Annotated in this window: 11 protein-coding genes and 9 pseudogenes; 3 read left to right on the top strand and 17 right to left on the bottom strand. The window is 62.8% G+C overall.

The window, feature by feature from the left end; genetic code table 11:
• Nucleotides 1–17: 17 nt before the first annotated feature.
• The 9 genes and pseudogenes from H9L15_RS11855 to H9L15_RS11900 all read right to left on the bottom strand — a co-directional run bounded on the left by H9L15_RS11855 (nucleotide 18) and on the right by H9L15_RS11900 (nucleotide 9,950).
• A pseudogene (locus H9L15_RS11855) lies at nucleotides 18–1,156 on the bottom strand (DNA methyltransferase).
• Between the two features lie 145 nt (nucleotides 1,157–1,301).
• Nucleotides 1,302–1,972, bottom strand: a pseudogene (locus H9L15_RS11860) (ribonuclease HII).
• Nucleotides 1,973–2,069: 97 nt separating this feature from the next.
• Entirely contained in the window at nucleotides 2,070–3,290 is a 1,221-nt protein-coding gene (gene thiD, locus H9L15_RS11865; RefSeq protein WP_223276208.1) for a bifunctional hydroxymethylpyrimidine kinase/phosphomethylpyrimidine kinase, read from the bottom strand.
• A gap of 43 nt (nucleotides 3,291–3,333) precedes the next feature.
• Nucleotides 3,334–4,674, bottom strand: a complete 1,341-nt coding sequence (glmM, locus tag H9L15_RS11870) for a phosphoglucosamine mutase (protein ID WP_187714214.1) — start codon at nucleotides 4,672–4,674, stop codon at nucleotides 3,334–3,336.
• A 40-nt stretch (nucleotides 4,675–4,714) separates the two neighbouring features.
• A complete protein-coding gene (locus H9L15_RS11875) occupies nucleotides 4,715–4,879 on the bottom strand; it encodes a hypothetical protein (protein ID WP_187714215.1) in 165 nt (54 codons plus the stop codon).
• Nucleotides 4,879–5,300: pseudogene (locus H9L15_RS20445) on the bottom strand (NnrU family protein). Before H9L15_RS20445 ends, H9L15_RS11875 begins: the two are co-directional and overlap by 1 nt.
• 68 nt (nucleotides 5,301–5,368) lie before the next feature.
• Nucleotides 5,369–6,754: an amidohydrolase family protein gene (locus H9L15_RS11890; protein WP_187714218.1), complete on the bottom strand. Its 1,386-nt coding sequence runs from the start codon at nucleotides 6,752–6,754 to the stop codon at nucleotides 5,369–5,371.
• Nucleotides 6,751–8,153 (bottom strand): annotated as a pseudogene (locus H9L15_RS11895) (amidohydrolase). Before H9L15_RS11895 ends, H9L15_RS11890 begins: the two are co-directional and overlap by 4 nt.
• Nucleotides 8,140–9,950, bottom strand: a pseudogene (locus tag H9L15_RS11900) (peptide MFS transporter). Before H9L15_RS11900 ends, H9L15_RS11895 begins: the two co-directional pseudogenes overlap by 14 nt.
• 110 nt (nucleotides 9,951–10,060) lie before the next feature.
• On the opposite strand from H9L15_RS11900, the pseudogene H9L15_RS11905 reads away from it, so the two are divergent.
• A pseudogene (locus H9L15_RS11905) lies at nucleotides 10,061–10,646 on the top strand (nitroreductase family protein).
• A 31-nt stretch (nucleotides 10,647–10,677) separates the two neighbouring features.
• Nucleotides 10,678–11,033, top strand: a pseudogene (locus tag H9L15_RS11910) (GntR family transcriptional regulator).
• Here H9L15_RS11910 and H9L15_RS11915 read toward each other — a convergent pair.
• Nucleotides 11,030–12,721, bottom strand: a complete 1,692-nt coding sequence (locus tag H9L15_RS11915) for an acyl-CoA dehydrogenase family protein (protein WP_187714219.1) — start codon at nucleotides 12,719–12,721, stop codon at nucleotides 11,030–11,032. The pseudogene H9L15_RS11910 and the gene H9L15_RS11915 sit on opposite strands and share 4 nt — an antisense overlap.
• Nucleotides 12,722–12,768: 47 nt before the next feature.
• Between H9L15_RS11915 and H9L15_RS11920 the strand changes: the two genes are divergently transcribed.
• Nucleotides 12,769–13,686 carry an L-threonylcarbamoyladenylate synthase gene (locus H9L15_RS11920; protein ID WP_187714220.1) on the top strand — a complete coding sequence of 306 codons (918 nt, stop codon included), beginning with the start codon at nucleotides 12,769–12,771 and terminating at the stop codon, nucleotides 13,684–13,686.
• Nucleotides 13,687–13,929: 243 nt separating this feature from the next.
• Here H9L15_RS11920 and H9L15_RS18990 read toward each other — a convergent pair.
• The 7 genes and pseudogenes from H9L15_RS18990 to rfbC all read right to left on the bottom strand — a co-directional run.
• Nucleotides 13,930–14,283, bottom strand: a pseudogene (locus tag H9L15_RS18990) (capsular polysaccharide export protein, LipB/KpsS family); the annotation flags it as partial.
• Nucleotides 14,211–14,993 carry a capsular polysaccharide export protein, LipB/KpsS family gene (locus H9L15_RS11925; protein WP_262984795.1) on the bottom strand — a complete coding sequence of 261 codons (783 nt, stop codon included), beginning with the start codon at nucleotides 14,991–14,993 and terminating at the stop codon, nucleotides 14,211–14,213. The gene H9L15_RS11925 and the pseudogene H9L15_RS18990, both read right to left, overlap by 73 nt.
• 5 nt (nucleotides 14,994–14,998) lie before the next feature.
• Nucleotides 14,999–16,420: a capsular polysaccharide export protein, LipB/KpsS family gene (locus H9L15_RS11930; protein ID WP_187714221.1), complete on the bottom strand. Its 1,422-nt coding sequence runs from the start codon at nucleotides 16,418–16,420 to the stop codon at nucleotides 14,999–15,001.
• Between the two features lie 288 nt (nucleotides 16,421–16,708).
• Nucleotides 16,709–17,572, bottom strand: coding sequence for a glucose-1-phosphate thymidylyltransferase RfbA (gene rfbA, locus H9L15_RS11935; protein ID WP_187714222.1), 864 nt, complete (start codon nucleotides 17,570–17,572; stop codon nucleotides 16,709–16,711).
• Nucleotides 17,572–18,474 (bottom strand): dTDP-4-dehydrorhamnose reductase, encoded by a 903-nt coding sequence (rfbD, locus tag H9L15_RS11940; RefSeq protein ID WP_187714223.1) that lies wholly within the window; start codon nucleotides 18,472–18,474, stop codon nucleotides 17,572–17,574. The genes rfbA and rfbD overlap by 1 nt, the downstream gene beginning before the upstream one ends.
• A gap of 10 nt (nucleotides 18,475–18,484) precedes the next feature.
• Nucleotides 18,485–19,542 (bottom strand): annotated as a pseudogene (rfbB, locus tag H9L15_RS11945) (dTDP-glucose 4,6-dehydratase).
• Nucleotides 19,542–20,108: a dTDP-4-dehydrorhamnose 3,5-epimerase gene (gene rfbC / locus H9L15_RS11950; RefSeq protein WP_187714224.1), complete on the bottom strand. Its 567-nt coding sequence runs from the start codon at nucleotides 20,106–20,108 to the stop codon at nucleotides 19,542–19,544. The pseudogene rfbB and the gene rfbC overlap by 1 nt, the downstream one beginning before the upstream one ends.
• Nucleotides 20,109–20,156 lie beyond the last annotated feature (48 nt).

Genomic DNA, 20,156 nt, shown 5'->3' on the forward strand with positions numbered 1-20,156 from the left:
GTGCGAGCAATGGCACCTTAGCTGAGACCGGCCAAGTGCCTTTGCCGAAGCGCATCGATCGGCTGCAGCTTTCCACCGTCCTCAACGTGCCAGAAACTCCAGCCGTTGCACGATGGAGCACCCTGTAGCGCAGCGCCGACCTTGTGGATGGAGCCGGCGTGCGCGTCACACACGAGCGATCCGTCAGCGCAAACCTTGGCCTGCCAGCGGCGCTTGCTGTCGGTCAGCATCGACCCGGGCGCGACCATTCCGGATTCGACTAGAAGCCCGAAGGCCACGCGAGGCGCAGAGCGCTTGTCCGGCACCACCTGCATCGCGCTCTCATCGAGCGGTAGAGTAGATTCGATGCGCTGCAAGGCGACCTTCACGTAGGACTTCTCGCGCTCGATGCCGATCCAGCGGCGCCCGAGACGGCGAGCCACTGCACCCGTCGTGCCGGTGCCGAAGAACGGATCGAGCACGACGTCGCCCGGCTTCGTGCAGGCCAGTAGGATACGATAGAGCAAGGCCTCGGGCTTCTGCGTCGGATGGGCCTTGATGCCCTCGTCGTCCTTCACCCGCTCCTGCCCGCTGCAAATCGGCAGCACCCAATCGGACCGCATCTGCAAGTCGTCGTTGAGCGCCTTCATCGCGCGATAGTTGAACGTGTAGCGCGCCTTCTCGTCCTTGGCGCACCAGATCAGGGTCTCGTGGGCGTTGGTGAAGCGCGTGCCGCGGAAGTTCGGCATCGGGTTGGCCTTGCGCCAGATCACGTCATTCAGGATCCAGAATTCAGCATCCTGAAGCAGAGAGCCGACACGGAAGATGTTGTGGTAGCTGCCGATCACCCAGATCGTGCCGTTGTCCTTGAGGATGCGGCGGGCCTCGGCGAGCCACTCGCGCGTGAAATCATCATAGGCGGCAAGGCTGTCGAACTTGTCCCATTCGTCATCTACGGCATCGACTCGGCTGCCTTCGGGCGGAACAGGTCACCGCCCAGCTGGAGGTTATAGGGCGGATCGGCGAAGATCATGTCGACCGACTTGTCGGGCAGGCGCGCCATCTCGGCGATGCAGTCGCCCATCAGGATCTGGTCGAGCGGAAGCTCTCGCTTCGCCGGACTGGTGCGCGGGCGCAGCGCGCCCTGTGTCTCCGCAATGCGGGCGATCAAGTTCATGCAACTCCCCTTGCGGTGAAAAGTGAGTCAGGCCTGACTCGCGGTCAAGCGAACAGAGGTTAACGCCGCCTGGAGGTGGTTGAGAACGAAGAGAGTCCGCTAAGACTCGACCACAAGATGTTGAGTCTCCTGGGACTCCCGAGACTCAACCTGTGGTGGTGTGACTCAAAGGACTCGCGATTGCGATTTCCGGAAGTTGCAACTCCGGTTGAGCAGCTGCGGCGAGCATATCGCGAACCAGACCGAAGCTGCGGCGGTGTAAAGGCGTCGGTCCAAGCTCGCGCAAGGCCCGTCGGTGATGGGGCGTCGGATAGCCGCGATTCCGCTCCCATCCGTAACCGGGATAAGTCTCCGCGTGCTGCACCATCATGCGATCGCGAGTGACCTTGGCGATGATCGAGGCGGCGGCGATGGAGCGGCACTTGGCGTCGCCGTCGACGATCGCCTTGGACGGCCGCTGCCATTTCGGAGTCGCGTTGCCATCGACGAGCACCCACGCCGGCTCGATACCGAGTGCCTCGACCGCCCGGCTCATTGCCAACATGCGCGCCCAGTAGATGTTGATCGTGTCGATCTCTTCCACGCTGGCGACGCCGACGCCAAATGCCGCGACCTTGGTCAGCTTGGCATAAAGCGCCTCGCGCTTTTCCAGCGGCAAGTTCTTGGAATCGTCGATGCCGCGCGGAAATTTGTTGCGGTCGAGGATACAGGCCGCTGCGACCACCGGCCCGCAAGCGGGGCGCAGCCGGCCTCATCCACGCCGGCAAGCGGCTGCGGGAAGTCCAGCTCGATCTTGAAGGAGCAGCGGCGAGGCATTGAGTCACTTGTGTACCCCTGCGAAGGCAGGGGTCCAGTGACCTATCGCTGATTTTCCACAAGAAACTGGGCCCCTGCCTTCGCAGGAGCGCAACAACTACTCGACGCGCCAGGGCGGGAAGCGGCGCGCTTCCCCCGCCTTGTAGAGGAAAATGATGTTACCCGACGGGTCGCGAAGGCGGGCCTCGCGCCACATCCACGGCTGGTTGCGCGGCGCATGCTCGAACAGAATACCGAGGCGGGCGAGCCGCTCCACGCGGGCATCGAGGTCGTCGCATTCGAGGTAGACGGCGGTCGTCGCCGAGATCTTCTCGTCCGGATCGGCCTGGATCGACAGGGTCGCTCCGCCAAACGTCTCGAACCGGGCGTAGGAGTTTTCCGGGCTGTCGACGATCTGCTTGAGGCCGAGCTTCGAATAGAAATCGACGGACTTGGCGTAATCCTTCACCGTCAGCGTCACCTGGTTGAGCCGCGGTCCCGGACCCACGTCCAGGCGGACATTGGTCGACCCTACAGGGCCCGAGCCATGCCCGAGGTCCGGCGCTGCATAGAGCGCCACCCGGACAAAGGTCCGCGCTCGCTCCACCGCTGACGTCAAACTGTCGCCCTGCCCCAGAAGGCAGGCAATCGCGCTCGCCAGCGTGCAGCCGGTGCCGTGCGTGCTGGTGGTGTCGATCCGCTGGCCCTGCCAGCTGGTCATGTTGTCGGTTTCGATCAGTGCATCGGCGAGCGTGTCGCCTTCCTCGTGACCACCTTTGATCAGCACCGCGCAACCGTGATCGCCCACGAGTCCGAGAGCGGCAGCGACCGGGTCATCCTGATTGCTGAGCCGCGCGAGCTCCGGCAGGTTGGGCGTGACGATCGTCGCAAGGTCCATCAAAGGGCCGAAAGCGGCGATCGTGGCGTCGTCGGCCAGCGAGGATCCGCTCGTCGCGACCATGACCGGGTCAAAGACGATCGGGAGATCGGGATTCTCTGCCTTGAGCCGTTGAAGCCTCAGAGCGAGCTGCTCCGCGGCAAAGACGCTGCCGATCATTCCGATCTTCACCGCGTCGACGCCAATATCCTCGATGACCGCGTCGATCTGGGCGAGGATCACCTCGGCCGGGACCGGGTGCACGGCGGTCACTCCCGTCGTGTTCTGCGCGGTCACGGCCGTCACCGCGGTCATCGCATGGCCGCCGAGCATCGTGATTGTCTTGATGTCGGCCTGGATGCCGGCGCCCCCGCCGGAATCCGAGCCGGCGATGACGAGGACTCGCGCGGGCTTCGCGGTCATTGCGGCGCTTCGGGCGCCGTACGGGGCGAAACTGTCCATGCGCACAGCGTCCCGGTTTCGCGTCTAATTGCGAAGAAAGGGTTCACGCTGCGCTTTGTACCGCCTCGCAGATGTCGTCGACCAGCCGCTCGACGAGCTTGGGGTCGTCGCCTTCGGCCATGACCCGGATGAGAGGTTCGGTGCCCGACTTGCGGATGACGAGGCGACCACGCCCCTCAAGCTCCGCTTCGGCGGCGGCAATCCGCTGCTGGACGCGGTCGGTTTCGAGCGGCGCCTTGCCGCCGTTGAAGCGCACATTCCTCAGCAGCTGCGGCACCGGGTCGAACAGGTGCAGGACCTCGCTTGAGGGCTTGCCGCTATCGACCAGCGCGGCAAGCACCTGGAGTGCGGCGACCAGCCCGTCGCCGGTGGTCGAATGGTCGCTCAGGATGATGTGACCGGACTGCTCCCCGCCGACATTGCACTTCTTCTCCCGCATCGCCTCCAGAACGTAGCGGTCGCCGACTGCGGTTCGGATGAGCCCAATCCCCTCCTGCTGAAGCCGGCGTTCCAGCCCGAGGTTGGACATGACCGTCGCGACGACCGAACCGCCGCGAAGCTCGCCGCGACGTTGAAGGTCGAGCCCGACCAGCGCCATCATCTGGTCGCCGTCGATGATGCGTCCCTTCTCGTCGACCAGGATCAGGCGATCGGCGTCGCCGTCGAGCGCGATGCCGATGTGAGCACCGCTCGCGACGACCGTTTCCTGCAACAGCTGGGGCTTGGTCGATCCGCATTCGGCGTTGATGTTGAGGCCGTCCGGCTTCACGCCGATCGGGATGACGTCGGCGCCGAGCTCCCACAGAGCCTCCGGAGCGACGTGGTAGGCGGCGCCATTCGCGCAATCGACAACGATTTTGAGGCCGTCCAGGCGAAGCCGTTCCGGAAATGTCGACTTCACATGGTGAATGTACCGCCCACGGGCATCGTCGATACGGCGGGCCCGCCCGATCTTCTCCGCAGCGACGAGCTTCACGCCCTTTTCGATCTTCGCTTCGATGGCCTGCTCGGTCTTGTCACTGAGCTTGTAGCCATCCGGCCCGAATAGCTTGATGCCATTGTCGGCGAACGGGTTGTGCGAGGCGGAGATCATCACGCCGATATCCGCGCGCATCGACCGTGTCAGCATCGCCACCGCCGGCGTAGGCATCGGCCCGAGCAGCACCACGTCCATGCCCACGGAGGTGAAACCGGCGACCATCGCCGATTCCATCATGTAGCCGCTGAGGCGCGTGTCTTTGCCGATCACGACACGATGGCGGTGATCGCCGCGGAGGAAGTGAGCACCTGCTGCCTGCCCGACGCGAAGCGCCGTTTCGGCCGTCATCGGCTCGCTATTGGTCAGGCCGCGGATACCGTCGGTACCGAAGAATTTGCGTGTCATTGAAATCGGTTTAGCGCGGCTGGTTCAGCAGTGCGAGTGGTCAGCCAACCCAACTCCAAATGCCGACCGGCCCGGGGTGAAGCCAGGTGGCGACCAGGAACAGCAATGTCCCGCCGAGGACTGCGGTCGTGCCCGGCCACTTCGCACCCTTTGTGAATGGAATGAAGGCGGTCTGGGCCAGCCATTCGTGGAAGTGCTCGCCCATCAGCTTCCGCTTCTTCGCATCCTGCCCACCGATCCAACGACCGCGAGGACGAAAATGGCGGTGTCGAATACGAGCGCCTTCATGGTGGCGATCACAAGGAAGTGCACGATCGCCCAGAGCGCGAAGCTCCACATCATGGGTGGCGGGTGATAGTGAAGACGCCTCCCGGAATTCGCCCGCGCTCGAGGCGAGCGCCCGGAAGCGCCGGATTGCTGATGAAGGAGCCGACGAAAAGGATCGAAGCCAGCCACATCAAGACGGTCCCGACAGGCCAAACCCATGCGCCGAACTGCCAGTTGGGCGGCTCCCGTCCGATGGCATGGTAGAAATAGATCATCAGTCCGAAGAACAGCAGCGACTGGAGCGAATAGACGAGTTGGAAGCCGCGTTCCCCCAAATGGCTGACCATCCAGGAACGCATGGGGTGCGACCAAAGGAGATGAAGACCGACGAAGGCGATGCAGGACAGGAACAGTCCGGCCTGCGGAGTCACCGCGTGTAAGCCTCAGGAAGCACGTCGCGGCTCAGGTCTCTGTACCGGTCGCGCAGCTTGGTCTGCCTCGTGTCCATCGGCTGTTGCACCCCGTCGATGAATACCGCGTCTGCGTTGGACGATACCTGAAGTGGGTCTCCAGACCAAATGACGACATCGGCTCGGCGGCCAGGCGTGAGGCTGCCGATATCTCGACCCATTCCAAGAGCCTCGGCGGGACCCGAGGTGATCATTGCCAATGCCTCACCCCAGCGCACTCCGCTGGCGCCCGGCACATCTCTCAATGCAACGAGATTGCCGGCATATTGCCGCTGGTTGAACAAGTAGCGGGTATCGTTGTCATCGATCATGCCGATGGCCACGCGCACGCCGGCATTCCGCATTCTTCCGACATTCGACTGGGTCGCAGCGATCTGTTCGAAGTTCGCGGGCAAGTCGTTCACCGCAGAAGCGATAACCGGCACGTTCGCGGCAGCGATCTTGTCGGCGACCAGCCAACCTTCCGTCGCTCCGACAAGTACGATCTTCAACGCGGGATAGTCACGCTTCAGGCTCAGAACGTTGAGGATGTCGCGAGCCCGCTCGACGTGAACCAGCAGCGCCTGCCGTCCCTGCAGCACAGGCACCAGTGCCACGGCATCATATCGGGTGAGAAGCACGTCGTCGCTTCGTCGTGCATCCGGCCCATAGAGGCGCGACTCGTTCGGGTTGCGGACGATCGGCTGGTCGGCCTGGTTTTCGACCGCCCTGCCCGACGACGCGATCGAGCCGGAATATCGGCCCAGTTCCCTCGCCTCGCGGAGTGCGTTGCGGAACTGGATGTACGCGGACGGCCGCGACCCGCCCGCCGTGTTGCCGCCTGTTTCCCCAAGCTCGACAAATTGGAAGGCGCGAGCGCGCGTGATCGGCTCCATGTCGGCACCGAGGTCGATCACTGCGCCCTGCCCGGCAAAGATGCTGCGGGCGACGTTCGGCGCCACGATCGCGCGCGTAACCCCGTCGGCCCGGTTCACCGAGATGGCCGTGTCGGACGGATTGATACCCGGGGCGACGTCGATCGCCGCTCCGAACGGACCGTTCTGGGCCTTGTCGTCGGTTAGCGGCCCGGAAAGATCGACTTCGCTCAGGCCAAGGCGTGAGAAGCCGGCGACGATGCCGGGCGTAACCCACTTGCCCCGGGCGTCGACGACCTCCGCTCCGGGCGGAATGCGCACGTTGGCGCCGGCAGCGACGATGCGTCCATTGCGGATGACGACAGTGCCGCCCGTTATGGGCTCGGAGCCGTCTCCGAGCGCAACGGTGCCGCCCGTGATTGCGATCGTCTGCGCGGCGACCGGAGCCGCTGTTGCAAGGAGCGCGCAGGCGATGAGCACGCGGATCACTTGACGTCTCCCTCGCCCGGCTGTCCGAGCTCGAAGTCGCTGACGGGCTTCATCCGCGGGTTGCCGCTGAAGTACATGAGCGCGCCGTCGATCCACACGCGCTCAGGGCGGGCGTAGGTGCTGAACGGATTGGCGTTCCACAGGACGACGTCGGCCATCTTGCCTTGCTTCAGGCTGCCGGTCTTGTCGGCAATGCCCAGCGCCTTGGCCGGATTGTAGCTGAGCCAGGTCCAGGCGTGCTCATCGCTGATGGACAGACCCATGCGACGCCCGTCGGCGAGCGCCTTCGCTGCCTCCTGGTTCAATCGCTGGATGCCGTTCGGATCGTCGGAGTGGACGATCGCGCAGGCGCCGGCATGGTCGACCAGCGGGATGTTTTCCTTCATTCCGTCATAGGCTTCCATCTTGAAGCCCCACCAGTCGGCCCACATCGCCGCGCAAATGCCGTTGGCGGCTAAAAGATCGGCAACCTTGTAGGCTTCGACAGCGTGATGGAAGGCCGTGATCTTGTAGCCGAATTCCTTCGACATATCGATCATGATGGCCATTTCGTCGGCGCGGTAGCAGTGGTTGTGCACCAGGATCTGGCCGTTCAGCACGCCCATCAGCGTGTCCATCGCCAGATCGCGCTCCGGCATATCACCGCCGGTCTTATTATAGCGATCCCATTTGCGCTTGTAGGCCTGCGCCTTGATCCATGTCGCGCGATCCACCGCGATGTTCCCCATCCGAGTCTGGGGCATCTGGCTCTTGGATCCGTAAACGCGCTTCGGGTTTTCACCGCATGCCATCTTCAGACCGTAAGGAGCGCCGGGGAACTTCATCCCCTGCACAGTCCGCGCGGGGACGTTCTTCAGCGTGACGGACCGACCGCCGAACAGGTTTGCCGACCCCGGAAGGATCTGCAGCGCCGTGACGCCACCGTTCATCAGGGCCCGGCTGAAGCCGGGGTCCTGCGGCCACACGCTGTGTTCCGCCAGACCTCAGGCCGAACCGGGCTGGTCGCCTCATTGCCATCGCTGTGTGCTGGGACTCCGGGCGACGGGTAGTCGCCGAGGTGGCTGTGCACATCGATAATGCCGGGCGTTACGAACTTGCCGGTACCATCGACCTGATAGGCACCCTCAGGAACCGGCGTGTCGGCTCCACCGATCGCCTGAACCACGCCATCGGCGAGAACGACCGTGCCGTTTTCGATGCGACCGCCTTCCCCGTCGAAGATAGTCGCGCCGCGGATTGCGGTCACGGCTCCCGGGTAGCGCTGGTAGGTCGACGGATACGGGTCCTGGTTGATCCGCACAGGCGGCGCCGCTTTCTTGGGCGGCGGCGTCTGCGCGCATCCGGACGCAAGGAAGGCAGCGGCGGCACAGGCCGCCGTCACCCACTTATTTGACACCATGCATCCACTTCTTGAGCGGGAAGCTCAGGAGGAAGAGGACGACACCGGCGCCGATGGCGATCCAGGCGATGGTCGTGAACGTCGCTGCGTAGGTGTCGAGGCTGACCTTCAGGTTGGTGACCTGACCGCCCACCGTCTCGACGCTCGCGAACTGCGCGACGACGCCTGCGACATATTGCGCAACCGAGATCGAGAGGAACCAGACCCCCATCATCAGGCCAACCACCCTGGCGATCGACAATTTGGTGATCATGCTCAATCCGACCGGCGATATGCACAATTCTGCGAGCGAATGGATCAGGTAGAGGCCGGCGAGCCACCAGAGGCCAACCTGCCAATTGTTCTCGGGCCGGCGAACGTCGTTCCGAGCACCAGGAACAGGAATCCTGCTCCGACGCCAACGAGCGCGATCGAGAACTTCACCGGTATGGACGGCTCGAGGCCTCGCTTTGCCAATCCGAGCCAAAGCAGGCTCATCAACGGCGCGAAGATCACGATGCTGATCGGGTTGAAGTTCTGGGTCTGCGGCGCCGACATCGCGAACAATCCGAACACGCTGCGATCGGTGTTGCGATCCGCGAACAGGGTCAGCGACGATCCTGCCTGCTCAAACAAGGTCCAGAAGAAGACGTTGAAGACGATGAGGATCATCGCCGCCGTCATCATCTGCGCTTCCTGCTTCGTTCCCTTCGCGAAAGACCAGGCGAGGATTCCCGGCACAGCGATGATGAACGTGCCGAACAGCAGCTTGCCCATCAGCGGAAGCGAGGCGAGATAGCCGATGAAGCCCGAACCAGGTTCGGCCTCCGTTGCGTTCATCAGGTTGCTGAACAGGAAGACGAACACGGGAACCGCGAGCAATGCGCAGATGTAGATGGCGACGTCGCGATTCTTCGCGTCTGCGGGCCGCTCGCCATAGCCATCGAGGCGCCCGCCATCGAACTGGATGAGGGCGTAGCTGATCAGCATGCCGACGCCGGCAAGGCTGAGACCGGCCCACCAACCGAGCCAGTCGGCAAGGAAGGGACAGAGCAACTGCCCGCCAATAGAGCCGAGATTGATGCCCATGTAGAAGATGGTGAAGCCGCTGTCCCGGCGACGGTCGCCCTGATCATACAGTGCGCCGACGATGGTCGAAATGTTCGGCTTGAAGAAGCCGTTCCCCACCGAAACTAGCGACAGTGCGATCAACATGATCGTCAGCGTCAGCGGGTCGCGCTCGCCGCCGAACTCGACCGTGCCTTTGGCAAGTCGCCGCGCTTCCTGCCCATTATTCAGAAGCGACACGGATCCGTCGTCATTGCCCCGGATCAGGAGCTTCTGGCCTCCGTCGACGATGAAACGCGCCTCGTTCGGATCACTCGTCGGCCGGTCGACGAAATTGTCGCGGACAACTTCGTATCGCTGGCCATCGATCGTCGCGATCGGCTTAGCCGCCGAACCGCCAAAGGCGAGGGTGAAATAGCCTAGCGCCATCAGAATGGCGCCGAACTTGATGGAGCGCTTGGAGCCCAGATACTGGTCGGCGATGAAGCCACCGACTAGCGGGGTCAGGTAAACGAGGGCCGTGTAGCCGCCGTAGAGGCCGGTCGCCTGCTGATCCGAGAAGAGAAAGTGCTTGGTCAGATAGAGCGTCAGCAACGCTCGCATGCCGTAGTAGCCGAAACGCTCCCACATCTCCGTAGTGAAGAGGCGAGCGAGCTGGCGCGGGTGCCCGAACCAGGTTTCCTTCTTGGCTGGATTGGTGCGCCCCGAAGCGGGCGAAAAAGGTTCTTCTACGGCCGGTGTATCGACCATCCGGATGTCTCCCCTCACGGATGTACTCAAGTGGCGGCGACCCTAACGGGCAATTCTTCCTTGTGAAGCGGATTGTTGCGGGCGTCCGGCCTCCCTAGATGAACGGCTCGATGCTTAACGACCTTTCCTCGACCTTATCCTTGCTCAAGACCCGCCGTTCCGGCCGCCCGCGCGAAATGGTTGGGCCCGGTCCTTCAGACGATGAGCTGCGGCAGATCCTCGAGATCGCGATGCGGGTTCCTGACCACGGCAAGCTGGCGCCCTGGCGCTTCGTCGTCGTCGGAAAGGACCAGCGGAACGCCCTCGCAAATCTTCTGCATAAGGCTCTCGATGCCGAGGATGCGCAGGCAGGAAACGCACATCACGAGAAGGAAGAGGAATTCGCGCATCAAGGTGAAGCGTTGATCGTTCTCGTCTCATCGCCGGTGCAGAACCACAAGATTCCGGTCTGGGAGCAGGAGCTTTCGGCCGGGGCGGCGGCAATGAACCTGCTCACGGCCGCTCACGCTGCGGGATATGTCGGGGGTGGATCACGGGCTGGCGGGCCTATTCGCCGACCGTCAACGCCGCCTTCGCGGGCCCGGGCGAACGCATCGTCGGCTTCATCTTTCTGGGAACCCCGGACGGGAGCTTGAGGAACGTCCGCGTCCCGATCCGGGCCATGTCGTTCGGAAATGGGCGTCGCCCGCAGATTGACCAGACATCCGACGTGCTGTATTAGAACAGCATGACGCTTCGCACGAGTCACGAGAAACCGGTCTACGTCCGCCTCCGCGAGACAATTGCCGACGCAATCCTTTCCGGACAGTTTCGTGACGGCGACCCCTTCCCTCGGTTCGTGCTTTGGCAGCGGAGCAGCAGGCGAACCCGCTGACCGTCGCCAAGGCGTATCAGGGCTTCCAGGATGAAGGATTGGTCACTGTTCGGCGCGGCGTCGGCCTGTTCGTCGCGCCGGGCGCACGCGCGCGTCTGCGGGACGGGGAGCGCAAGCGCTTCATCGAACAGGAATGGCCGGCGATCCGCGAGCGCATGGCCCGCCTCGGCATCGATCCGGCCGACCTCGCCGAACGGCAGAGCGCCTAGGCCAGCTCCTCCGCGGGAGCTTGGTAGATCATCTCGGCCGTAGCTTCCGCACCGGCGCCGAGACCAACCGCTTCCGGCACGATCACCGACAGAAAATATTCGATCGCAGCGCGCCGGCCGGCATTGCCTCCACCACCTTCGCCGGCATTGATCGCTCGTCCCAGTCGCTCCACCAGCCAGCCCGCTGTCAGGACAGCTGCCATGGTCATCAGCGGGTAGCTGGCCGTTAGGCGGTCATCCGGCGAGGCGTTGCGCGCGCTCGCCACCAGCACTTCCAGCTCATCCGTCAGCAGGATGAGTTCCTTGTGCTGCGCGTCGGCCCGAATATCCGCGATCAGCCCGTCGAACGCCGCGCCGCCGTCCAGGCCTATCTTTCGCTGGACGAAGTCTGCTGCCTGAATCCCGTTCGTACCCTCGTAGATCGGGGCGATACGAGCATCCCGAAGATGCTGCGCGGCCCCGGTTTCCTCGATGAACCCCATGCCACCGTGGACCTGGATGCCGAGGCTGGCCACCTCGCAGCCGACGTCCGTGCACCAACCTTTGACCAACGGCGTCAGGACGTCAGCGCGCAACCCGGCCTCGCCGTCGCCGACGTTCGCGCGGTCGAGTTGGCCGAAAGCGTAATAGGCTAGCGAGCGTGCGGCGATGGTCAGAGCGCGCATACGGACGAGCATCCGCCGGACGTCCGGATGATCGGCGATCCGCACCGGCAGGCCCGCTCTCACGCCCTGCTTGCGATCTAGCGCATAGGCGACCGCGCGCTGGGTCGCGCGCTCGGCGAGCCCGACGCCCTGCAGGCCGACATTCAGGCGGGCATTGTTCATCATCGTGAACATTGCGGACATGCCGCCCAGCTCAGGGCCGATCAGCCAGCCGGTTGCGCCGCCCTCTTCCCCGTAGGCCATCACGCACGTCGGCGACGCGTGGATGCCCATCTTGTGCTCGATGGACACGCAACCGAGATCGTTTGGAGTGCCGTCCGGAAGCACCTTCGGAACGAGGAACAGGGAAACCCCCTTCGTGCCGTCCGGAGCGCCGGGCGTGCGGGCGAGCACCATGTGAACGATGTTGTCGGTGAGATCGTGCTCCCCGTAGGTGATGAAGATCTTGGTCCCGCTGACTTTCCAGCTGCCGTCCCCTGCGGGAACGGCTTTCGACTTGAGCGCACCCACGTCGCTTCCGGCCTGAGGCTCGGTCAGGTTCATCGTCGCAGTCCACTCACCGCTGACGATCTTGGACAGATATTCGCGTTTCAGGTCGTCCGAGCCATGCGCGTCGATCGCCTCCACGGCACCAAGGCCAAGCATCGGGCACAGCGCAAAGGCCACGTTGGCCGCGTTGAAATCCTCCATCATCGCCGCCGAGAGGCTGTTCGGAAGGCCCTGCCCGCCGGCCTCGACGGGTCCGGAGAGGCCCATCCATCCGCCTTCGACAAACCTCGCATAGGCTTCCCGCCAACCTGGCGGCGTCGTCACGGCACCATCGACCCAGCGCGATCCCTCGCGGTCGCCCACCGTGTTGAGTGGCGCAAGCTCACCCTCCGCGAATTCGGCGGCACCTTGAAGCACCGCATCGACCATGTCCGGCGTCGCTTCGGCAAAGCGATTGGATTTCGCGAGTTCGGCGATGCGCACGACATGATCAAGGACAAGGCGTTGGTCACTGACTGGGCTTGCGAAGCTCATGTTTGCTCCACTTGATGGCGGCTGCCCGCGTCTATAGCGGCGGCGCCATGCCAGATGCCACCCGGATCCTGCCGTATAGTACGGACGCGATCGCCGAAGCGGCGGATCTTATTCGTAATGGGCTGCCGGTCGCGGTCGCGACGGAGACGGTCTACGGCCTGGCGGCGGATGCGACCAATGCCGGAGCGGTTGCTCGAATCTATGAGGCGAAGGGACGTCCGGGCTTCAATCCGTTAATCGTCCACGTGCCTGACCTGGCTTCGGCAACGGAGATCGGAGAATTCTCGACCGAGGCTGTGGACCTTGCCAAGCAATATTGGCCCGGCCCCCTGACCCTCGTCGTGCCGCTTCGATTGACCTCGCCGATCGCTTCACTGGTTACAGCAGGCCTTCCGACGATCGCTCTGCGGGTCCCGGCCCATCCGGCAATGCAAGCTTTGCTGCAGGAGGTTGGGCGCCCGCTGGCCGCGCCATCCGCCAACGCCAGCGGGAGCATCAGCCCAACCCGCGCCGAACATGTCTTGAAGAGCCTCGGCGGTCGAATCCCGCTGATCGTCGATGCCGGACCGACCGAGCGCGGCCTTGAATCGACCATCATCGCCGCGACCGGCGGTCCTCTTAGACTTCTCCGACGCGGTCCAATCGAAGTCGCTCAAGCCGTCGAAGGGCACAGCGACAAGATCGAAGCCCCTGGGCAGCTCGCGAGCCATTACGCCCCGTCGAAGCCACTGCGCCTTAATGCTAGTGAGCCGCTAAGCGACGAATTCCTGATCGGCTTCGGTCAGGTGGCCGGTGACGCGAACCTCAGTGAATCCGGCGACCTTGTCGAAGCCGCAGCGCGCCTTTTCGACCTTCTTCACCTCGCCGATGACTCGGAACAAGCGCGGATTGCGGTTGCCCCCATCCCTGCCGACGGCCTCGGTGCCGCAATCAACGATCGCTTGCACCGCGCCGCAACCGCGTGATCGGTTAGCGACCCGTCCGGTTTGAAACTGCAGCGATATTCGTTCGCCTACCGGCCGCCTGCTCCTCGGTCTGCGGTGCGCGAAGCTGCGTGACAGTCGCCGAAGACGGCTGCTCCGCCCGACAAGGAGTCGTTCCACCATGGACTGGATCAGCGTATCCACGGCGGACTCGCTCGCTAGTCCTCCCCTGACCAGGCAGCGGTCGACCAGAACACGCCGGAAGGCCTCATACAGCCCGGGCTCGGGCGTGGTCGGACGAGACCAGAAGGTGTCGAGATGCTCCTGATGCGTCAGGCCAGGCAAGTCGTAGATCGCTTCGCCCACAGTGCAAACGGGCACGTCATTAGAGAGCGCAAGCGTGGCCGACGTGCTGTTGACGCAAACCAATCCTCGCGACTGGCGTGCCATCTTCTCCAGGTCACCGCCGTCAACGAAGTGCAGCCGATTTTCGAGTCCGAGCCGGCGGCCGTGCTCCCCGACAAATCGTGACCAATTGTAGAAGCTGCAATCGAGCGGATGGGCTTTCAAGAGGAGATGAACGTCCTCCGGCGCATTGGCCGCGAAGCTCTCGACGACATAGCTGGCAGCGCTCTGCATGTCCGGGAACGGCGAGTGCGCTCGAATTTGGAAATCCCCTGATAGCTGTAGGGGAGTAGGAATTTCGGTTGCCCCTCGAGTTCACCAAGCACCTGCGTCGCGTGCCGCGATGCCCGCTTCTCGCGCCAGAATTTCCAAAGCCAGCCGAATCCCTCCTTCAGGATCGGAGTGCTTCTGTGCGACCGGTAGTGCGGAAAGGAAAAGCGCCGTTGCAGAACATGATGGTAATACCAGTACGAGTCCCTCGCCCGCCGCTTGAAGCTGGCGGTAACCGGCGGCAAATCGGGCTCCGGTGGCAAGGTAGCCGCTTCGCGGAAGAACCAGCTCTTGTCGCGGGACAGCGGCGAACGAGCGTTTACGCCCTCGCGCTCAAGCGTCATCCAGTGCGGTCGAAGATAGCCCTCCTCGAGGACATGCGTGCGGACGTCTCGGAGGGCAGCAACGCCGTGCGCGGCCAGGTGATACGGCCGGCAATCGCCGTAGAGCAGCAGGTCGGTAATCCCATTTCGACGCAGGAAGTCGTCGAAGAACACCGGCCATTCGGAGAAACGACCACGAAAATTGACCGCGCCTTCCGGCCAATCGAGCGCATCGCCGCCGCTGAGATTGATCCGGTGAACCTCAGCGCCCTGCTTTGCCATTTCGGCGCCGAGCAATTGGAAGAACGGTCCCGGAGGCCCCTGCAGAAAAACAAAGGAACGCTGTGCCATTTACTCTACGCCTTGATTCCCGCCAGCCGCTTCTTCCAGCGACCCTGCAGCCTACGCAACTTAACAACTCCGTGACTTTGCCGCCCGGCCGCGCCCTCGGCAATCCTGCGGATGAGGATTTCCGGCGGACAGGGTAAACCAGTCACCGGGTCCAGATAGCGAGGATAAGTCAGGAGGACGGCGGCTACGAGCTCATCCAAAGAGCGTTTCGCACTGCGCCGCGCCGGCACCGGGCCCAGATCGGTCGTCAGGCCCCAACCTGCGTAGAATGGCACCCCGTGCGCGGTGACCGGCTTCTTCCGCAATAGGGCCTCGAAGCCCGCAAGCGAAGTGTTGACGTGAAGCTCGTCCACGTAATCGATCAGCGCGGAAATCGGCTGATCTCGGACGATTTCGTCCGCCAGAGCGAGAGCCTCGCGATCTTCAACCGCTCCGATCCGATGTCCGGCCTCCACGTCGGGATGTGGCTTGTAAATGATGCACGCATCCGGGCGCTGCTCCCGTACCCGCCTGAGCAGGTCGAGATTGCCCGCGACAGCCTGCGCACCGCACAAGACAGCGCGATCATCTTCGACCTGACCGGGAACAAGCACGTAATGTCTGTTTGGTTCCCGAGCCTCCAGCTTGGCCGAGCCGGAGCCATATTTGCTGACACCGACTTCAACGATCAGCTCTCGAAGATCGCGCGCCCGTTGCAGCGTCCCGGAATCAAAAGCTCCATTCTGGAGTAGATTCTCCAGTTCACTCGGCTTGGCGGGATCGAAATGAACACCGAGACGATCGACAACGATCGACAGCGGAGGAACGCAGTCGGAGCCGAGGCCGACGGAGCGAATGAACCCGTCCTCAACCTCCAGGACGGCGTCCGCCTCCCGCTCGATTCTCGCGAGGACGTCAGTCGGCGTCCGCGACTTCCAGACAGCGATCTCGCCGTCCGAGTCTGCGCTCGAAAGCGCGGTCTTGAAGGGAACCGGGTCCTCCCCAGCCCACAGCAAGGGTGCGACGGTCGGCTGCTTCCAGAAGGCAAATCCGAACGCTGACGTAATCTCGCGGTTGCTGTCGATCAGCTTGCGCCAAAAACCACAGAGAGCTGCGGCCTCCATCACGTTCATTGGCGCGCCGGAGTACGGATTCACGTAGGTCTGATCGGAGAGATACGCAGCAGCCGCTTCACGAGACGTGACTGAAGAATAGCGACCGGGGGCGACACAGGCTACGGGAATGCCGTTTATTGCGGCGATCAGGACGAGCTCGTCGTCTCCGTCCACGATGATCCGCCGGGCATTGTCCAGCACGTACCAAGGATCGCAGGCGCCCCATAGGCGGCCGACCTCCTTGCCAACCGAGGGCACGTTTGCCGAAGGCTGATCGGTCCAGAACAAGACTGGCTCCGCAGCCTCCAGCGTCGGGAATGCCTCAACCGGCATGAGAGTTCTGACAAGGGTGAATGGCTCGCAAGGGAGCTCGGGCTGTTTCGCCCAGTACTCACCGCCCACTCGAAGCTTGGCGATCTCGCCAAGCGCCGTTTCAACTGAAGGGACCCTTCGGTCACCAGCGACCGAACCCGGTCCGCGAATTGACGCAACATTGGCGCCGGGAAAGGCGGCACCCGCAGAAAAGGCTCGGACTCACCGATGTTCATAGCAATGGTTAATTACAGCCGCTTTTCGTTGGACGGACAACCGTGCGAGTGTGCTCGCTCGCATATTCCGTCCTTAACGCGTCAAGCCTCGTAAATAGGCTGCATATTCGCCCTTGCCGAGACGGGTGATGGCCCGGTTCAGCCCTTCATCGTCAATAAAACCGGTCCGCCATGCGATCTCTTCCGGACATGCGATCTTCATGCCCTGCCGGCGCTCCAGCGTAGCCACGAATTCTGCGGCCTCGAGAAGACTGTCCGGTGTTCCGGTGTCCAGCCAGGCATAGCCCCTGCCCATCACCTCCACGGAGAGCTCCCCACGTTCGAGGTAAACGCGGTTCACGTCGGTGATCTCGAGCTCGCCACGCGCCGAAGGCTGAATGTCAGCAGCGATATCGACGATCTTCTCGTCGTAGAAATAGAGGCCGGTCACCGCCCAATGTGACTTCGGCTGTGACGGCTTCTCCTCGATGCTGAGTGCCCGCATCGCGTCATCGAACTCGACCACGCCATAACGTTCCGGATCGGCAACCTGATAAGCAAAGACGGTTGCACCATCCATTCTGCTGCGGGCTTCCTGCAGCGTGTCCGAAAAACCATGGCCGAAGAAGATGTTGTCGCCGAGGACGAGGCAAGAAGGACCTCCTGCCACGAAGTCGGCGCCGATCGTGAACGCCTGCGCCAAGCCTTTGGGCTCCGGCTGCACGGCGTAGGAAATCTGCATGCCCCACTGCGAACCATCTCCCAGCAAATGTCGGAACGCGGCCGAATCGTGCGGAGTTGTGATGACCAGAACCTCGCGGATCCCCGCGAGCATCAAGGTGGTCAGCGGATAATAAATAAGCGGCTTGTCGTAGACCGGCATCAGCTGCTTCGAGACCGCAAGGGTCATTGGGAAAAGGCGCGTACCACTGCCGCCGGCCAGGATGATGCCCTTCATTACGCTGTAACCTTTAGAGACTTGAGAAGACGCTCGACGACCTCGTCGGTGGACTGCCGCCAATCGGGCAGTCGTACACCATGCAGCCGCGCAAGCTTGGAGCTGTCCAATCGCGAGTTCGCGGGGCGCTTGGCCGGGGTCGGATAATCACGAGTTTCGATCCTCCGTACGACAGCGGTCGGCCCGCCCCGTGAACCCGACGATTGGAAGATCGCATCCGCGAAATCGGCCCAGCTTCCTTCGCCGGACGCGGTCATGTGAAACACGCCTCTCAGCTCCGGGTCATTCGATGCTTGGAGGTTTTCCAGGACAGAAACGATTGCCTCCGCGATGTCGAGCGCGCTGGTTGGATTTCCGCGCTGATCGGCGACCACTCCAACCTCGTCGCGATCGCCTGCCAGGCGCAGCATCGTCTTCACGAAATTGGCACTGAACGGGCTGTAAACCCACGCGGTTCGCAGGATCGCCGAATTGTCATGCGTCGCGAGGACTGCCTCCTCGCCGGCGCGTTTCGACGCGCCATAGACGCTGGCCGGGCCCGTAGGATCCTGCTCGACGTACGGCTCATTCTTGGAGCCGTCGAAGACATAATCCGTGGAAATCTGGACCAGAGGGACACTGAGGTCCCGCGCCGCCATAGCAATCGCGCGAGGGCCCTCGGCATTGATCGCGAAGGCGAGATCTCTCTCACTCTCGGCCTTATCGACCGCCGTGTAGGCGGCGGCGGAGACGATGGCATCCGGCCGGGACGCCCTGACCGCCGCCACGATCGAGTTCGGATCACTGGACAAGTCCAGTTGGGGCTGACCAAGCGCCACGATCTCGTGTCCCGCCTTTGGCCCGAATTCCAGCAAGGACTCGAGGACCTGGCCCTCAGGCCCGCCAGTTACTACGATGCGCACGACTTGCCCCTCAGGCTCTCGCAGCCTTCAGCAGGCCGAGCCGCTGACCCGCATAGCGTTCCCGAAGCGGCTGCCACCACCATTCGTTGTCGAGATACCAAGCCACGGTTTTCTCGATCCCGCTATCGAAATCCTCTTGAGCCCGCCAGCCGAGTTCGTCCTCCAGCTTGGTCGCGTCAATGGCGTAGCGCGCATCATGGCCGGGCCGATCCGTCACGAATTCGATCAATTCCTCACGTGGGCGGTTCGCCGGGCGAGCCGATCGAGGACTTCGCAAATCCGCCGGACCACTTCGATGTTCCGACGCTCGTTGCGACCGCCGACGTTGTAGGTCTCGCCGATCCGCCCTCGTTCCGCGATCGTATCGAGCGCCCGTGCGTGGTCCTCGACGTAGAGCCAGTCACGGACATTATTGCCCTTCCCGTAAACCGGCAGGCGCTCACCCGCGAGCGCATTGAGGATCGTCAGTGGAATGAGCTTCTCTGGAAAGTGAAAGGGCCCGTAATTGTTCGAGCAATTCGATACTACGATCGGCAAGCCGTAGGTCCGCTGCCACGCCTTCGCGAGATGATCAGAGGACGCCTTGGACGCCGAATAGGGAGAGCTGGGGTCGTAGGGCGTGTCTTCCCTGAACAGCCCGTCCTCGCCAAGCGAACCGTAAACTTCGTCAGTGGATACATGAAGAAAGCGGAAGGCATCTTTTTCCGCGTCCGGAAGCTTCGACCAATAGCCGCGCGCCACCTCCAGCAAGGTGAAGGTTCCGATGACATTCGTTTCGATGAAATCCGCAGCGCCGGTAATCGAGCGGTCGACGTGGCTTTCGGCCGCAAGGTGCATGATGCGATTCGGGCGAAAATCCTGGAACGCTTTCTCCATGGCGCCGCGATCGCAAATGTTCGCCTGCAGGAAGCGGTAGTTGGGCTTGTCCTCGACCGAATTCAGCGATGCTCGATTGCCGGCATAAGTCAGGGCATCGACGTTCAGGACGTCATAACCCCTCTCCAGGACCAGATGTCGAACAAGAGCGGAGCCGATAAAGCCCGCACCCCCGGTCACGATTACGCGCATCACTTGCCTTCCATCGAAAAGTACTCCGGCAGATCCGCCAGGCGTGGCTGCGTTTGGTCCTTCGCCGACAATGTCGACGGGTCAACCAGATCGGGCCACTCAACGGCGATCTCGGGATCGTCCCACGCCACGCCCTTATCGTTCTCGGGGCTGTAATAATTGGTTACGCGATACCCGATCACAGAATTCGGCTGGAGCGTGCAGAAGGCATGCCCGAAGCCAACGGGGATCCAGAGCTGGTTGTTCTCCTCTGGCGTGAGGGTCGTCGAGACCCAGCGTCCGTAAGTCGGAGAGTCACCTCGCAGGTCGACGGCGACATCGAGAACCGACCCGGCGAGGCAGCGGACGAGCTTTCCCTGAGCCATCGGATGTGACTGGAAATGGATGCCTCGAAGGGTGCCTCGCCGCACGCTCAGGGATTGGTTGTCCTGGACGAATTCGACGGGACCGACACATTCGACAAAGGACCCCAACCGGAAGATTTCCGAAAAGTAGCCCCGGTCGTCTTCGATCTTGCGCGGGACGACTTCCAGTGGTCCCTCGATGTCGAAGGTACGAAATTCCATCAACTGTCCTTGAATGATCTCAATTGGATCCGAGCGAGCCCGGAATAG

Origin of the sequence: Sphingomonas daechungensis, assembly GCF_014489495.1 — a bacterium.
GTDB classification, from domain to species: Bacteria; Pseudomonadota; Alphaproteobacteria; order Sphingomonadales; family Sphingomonadaceae; genus Sphingomicrobium; species Sphingomicrobium daechungense.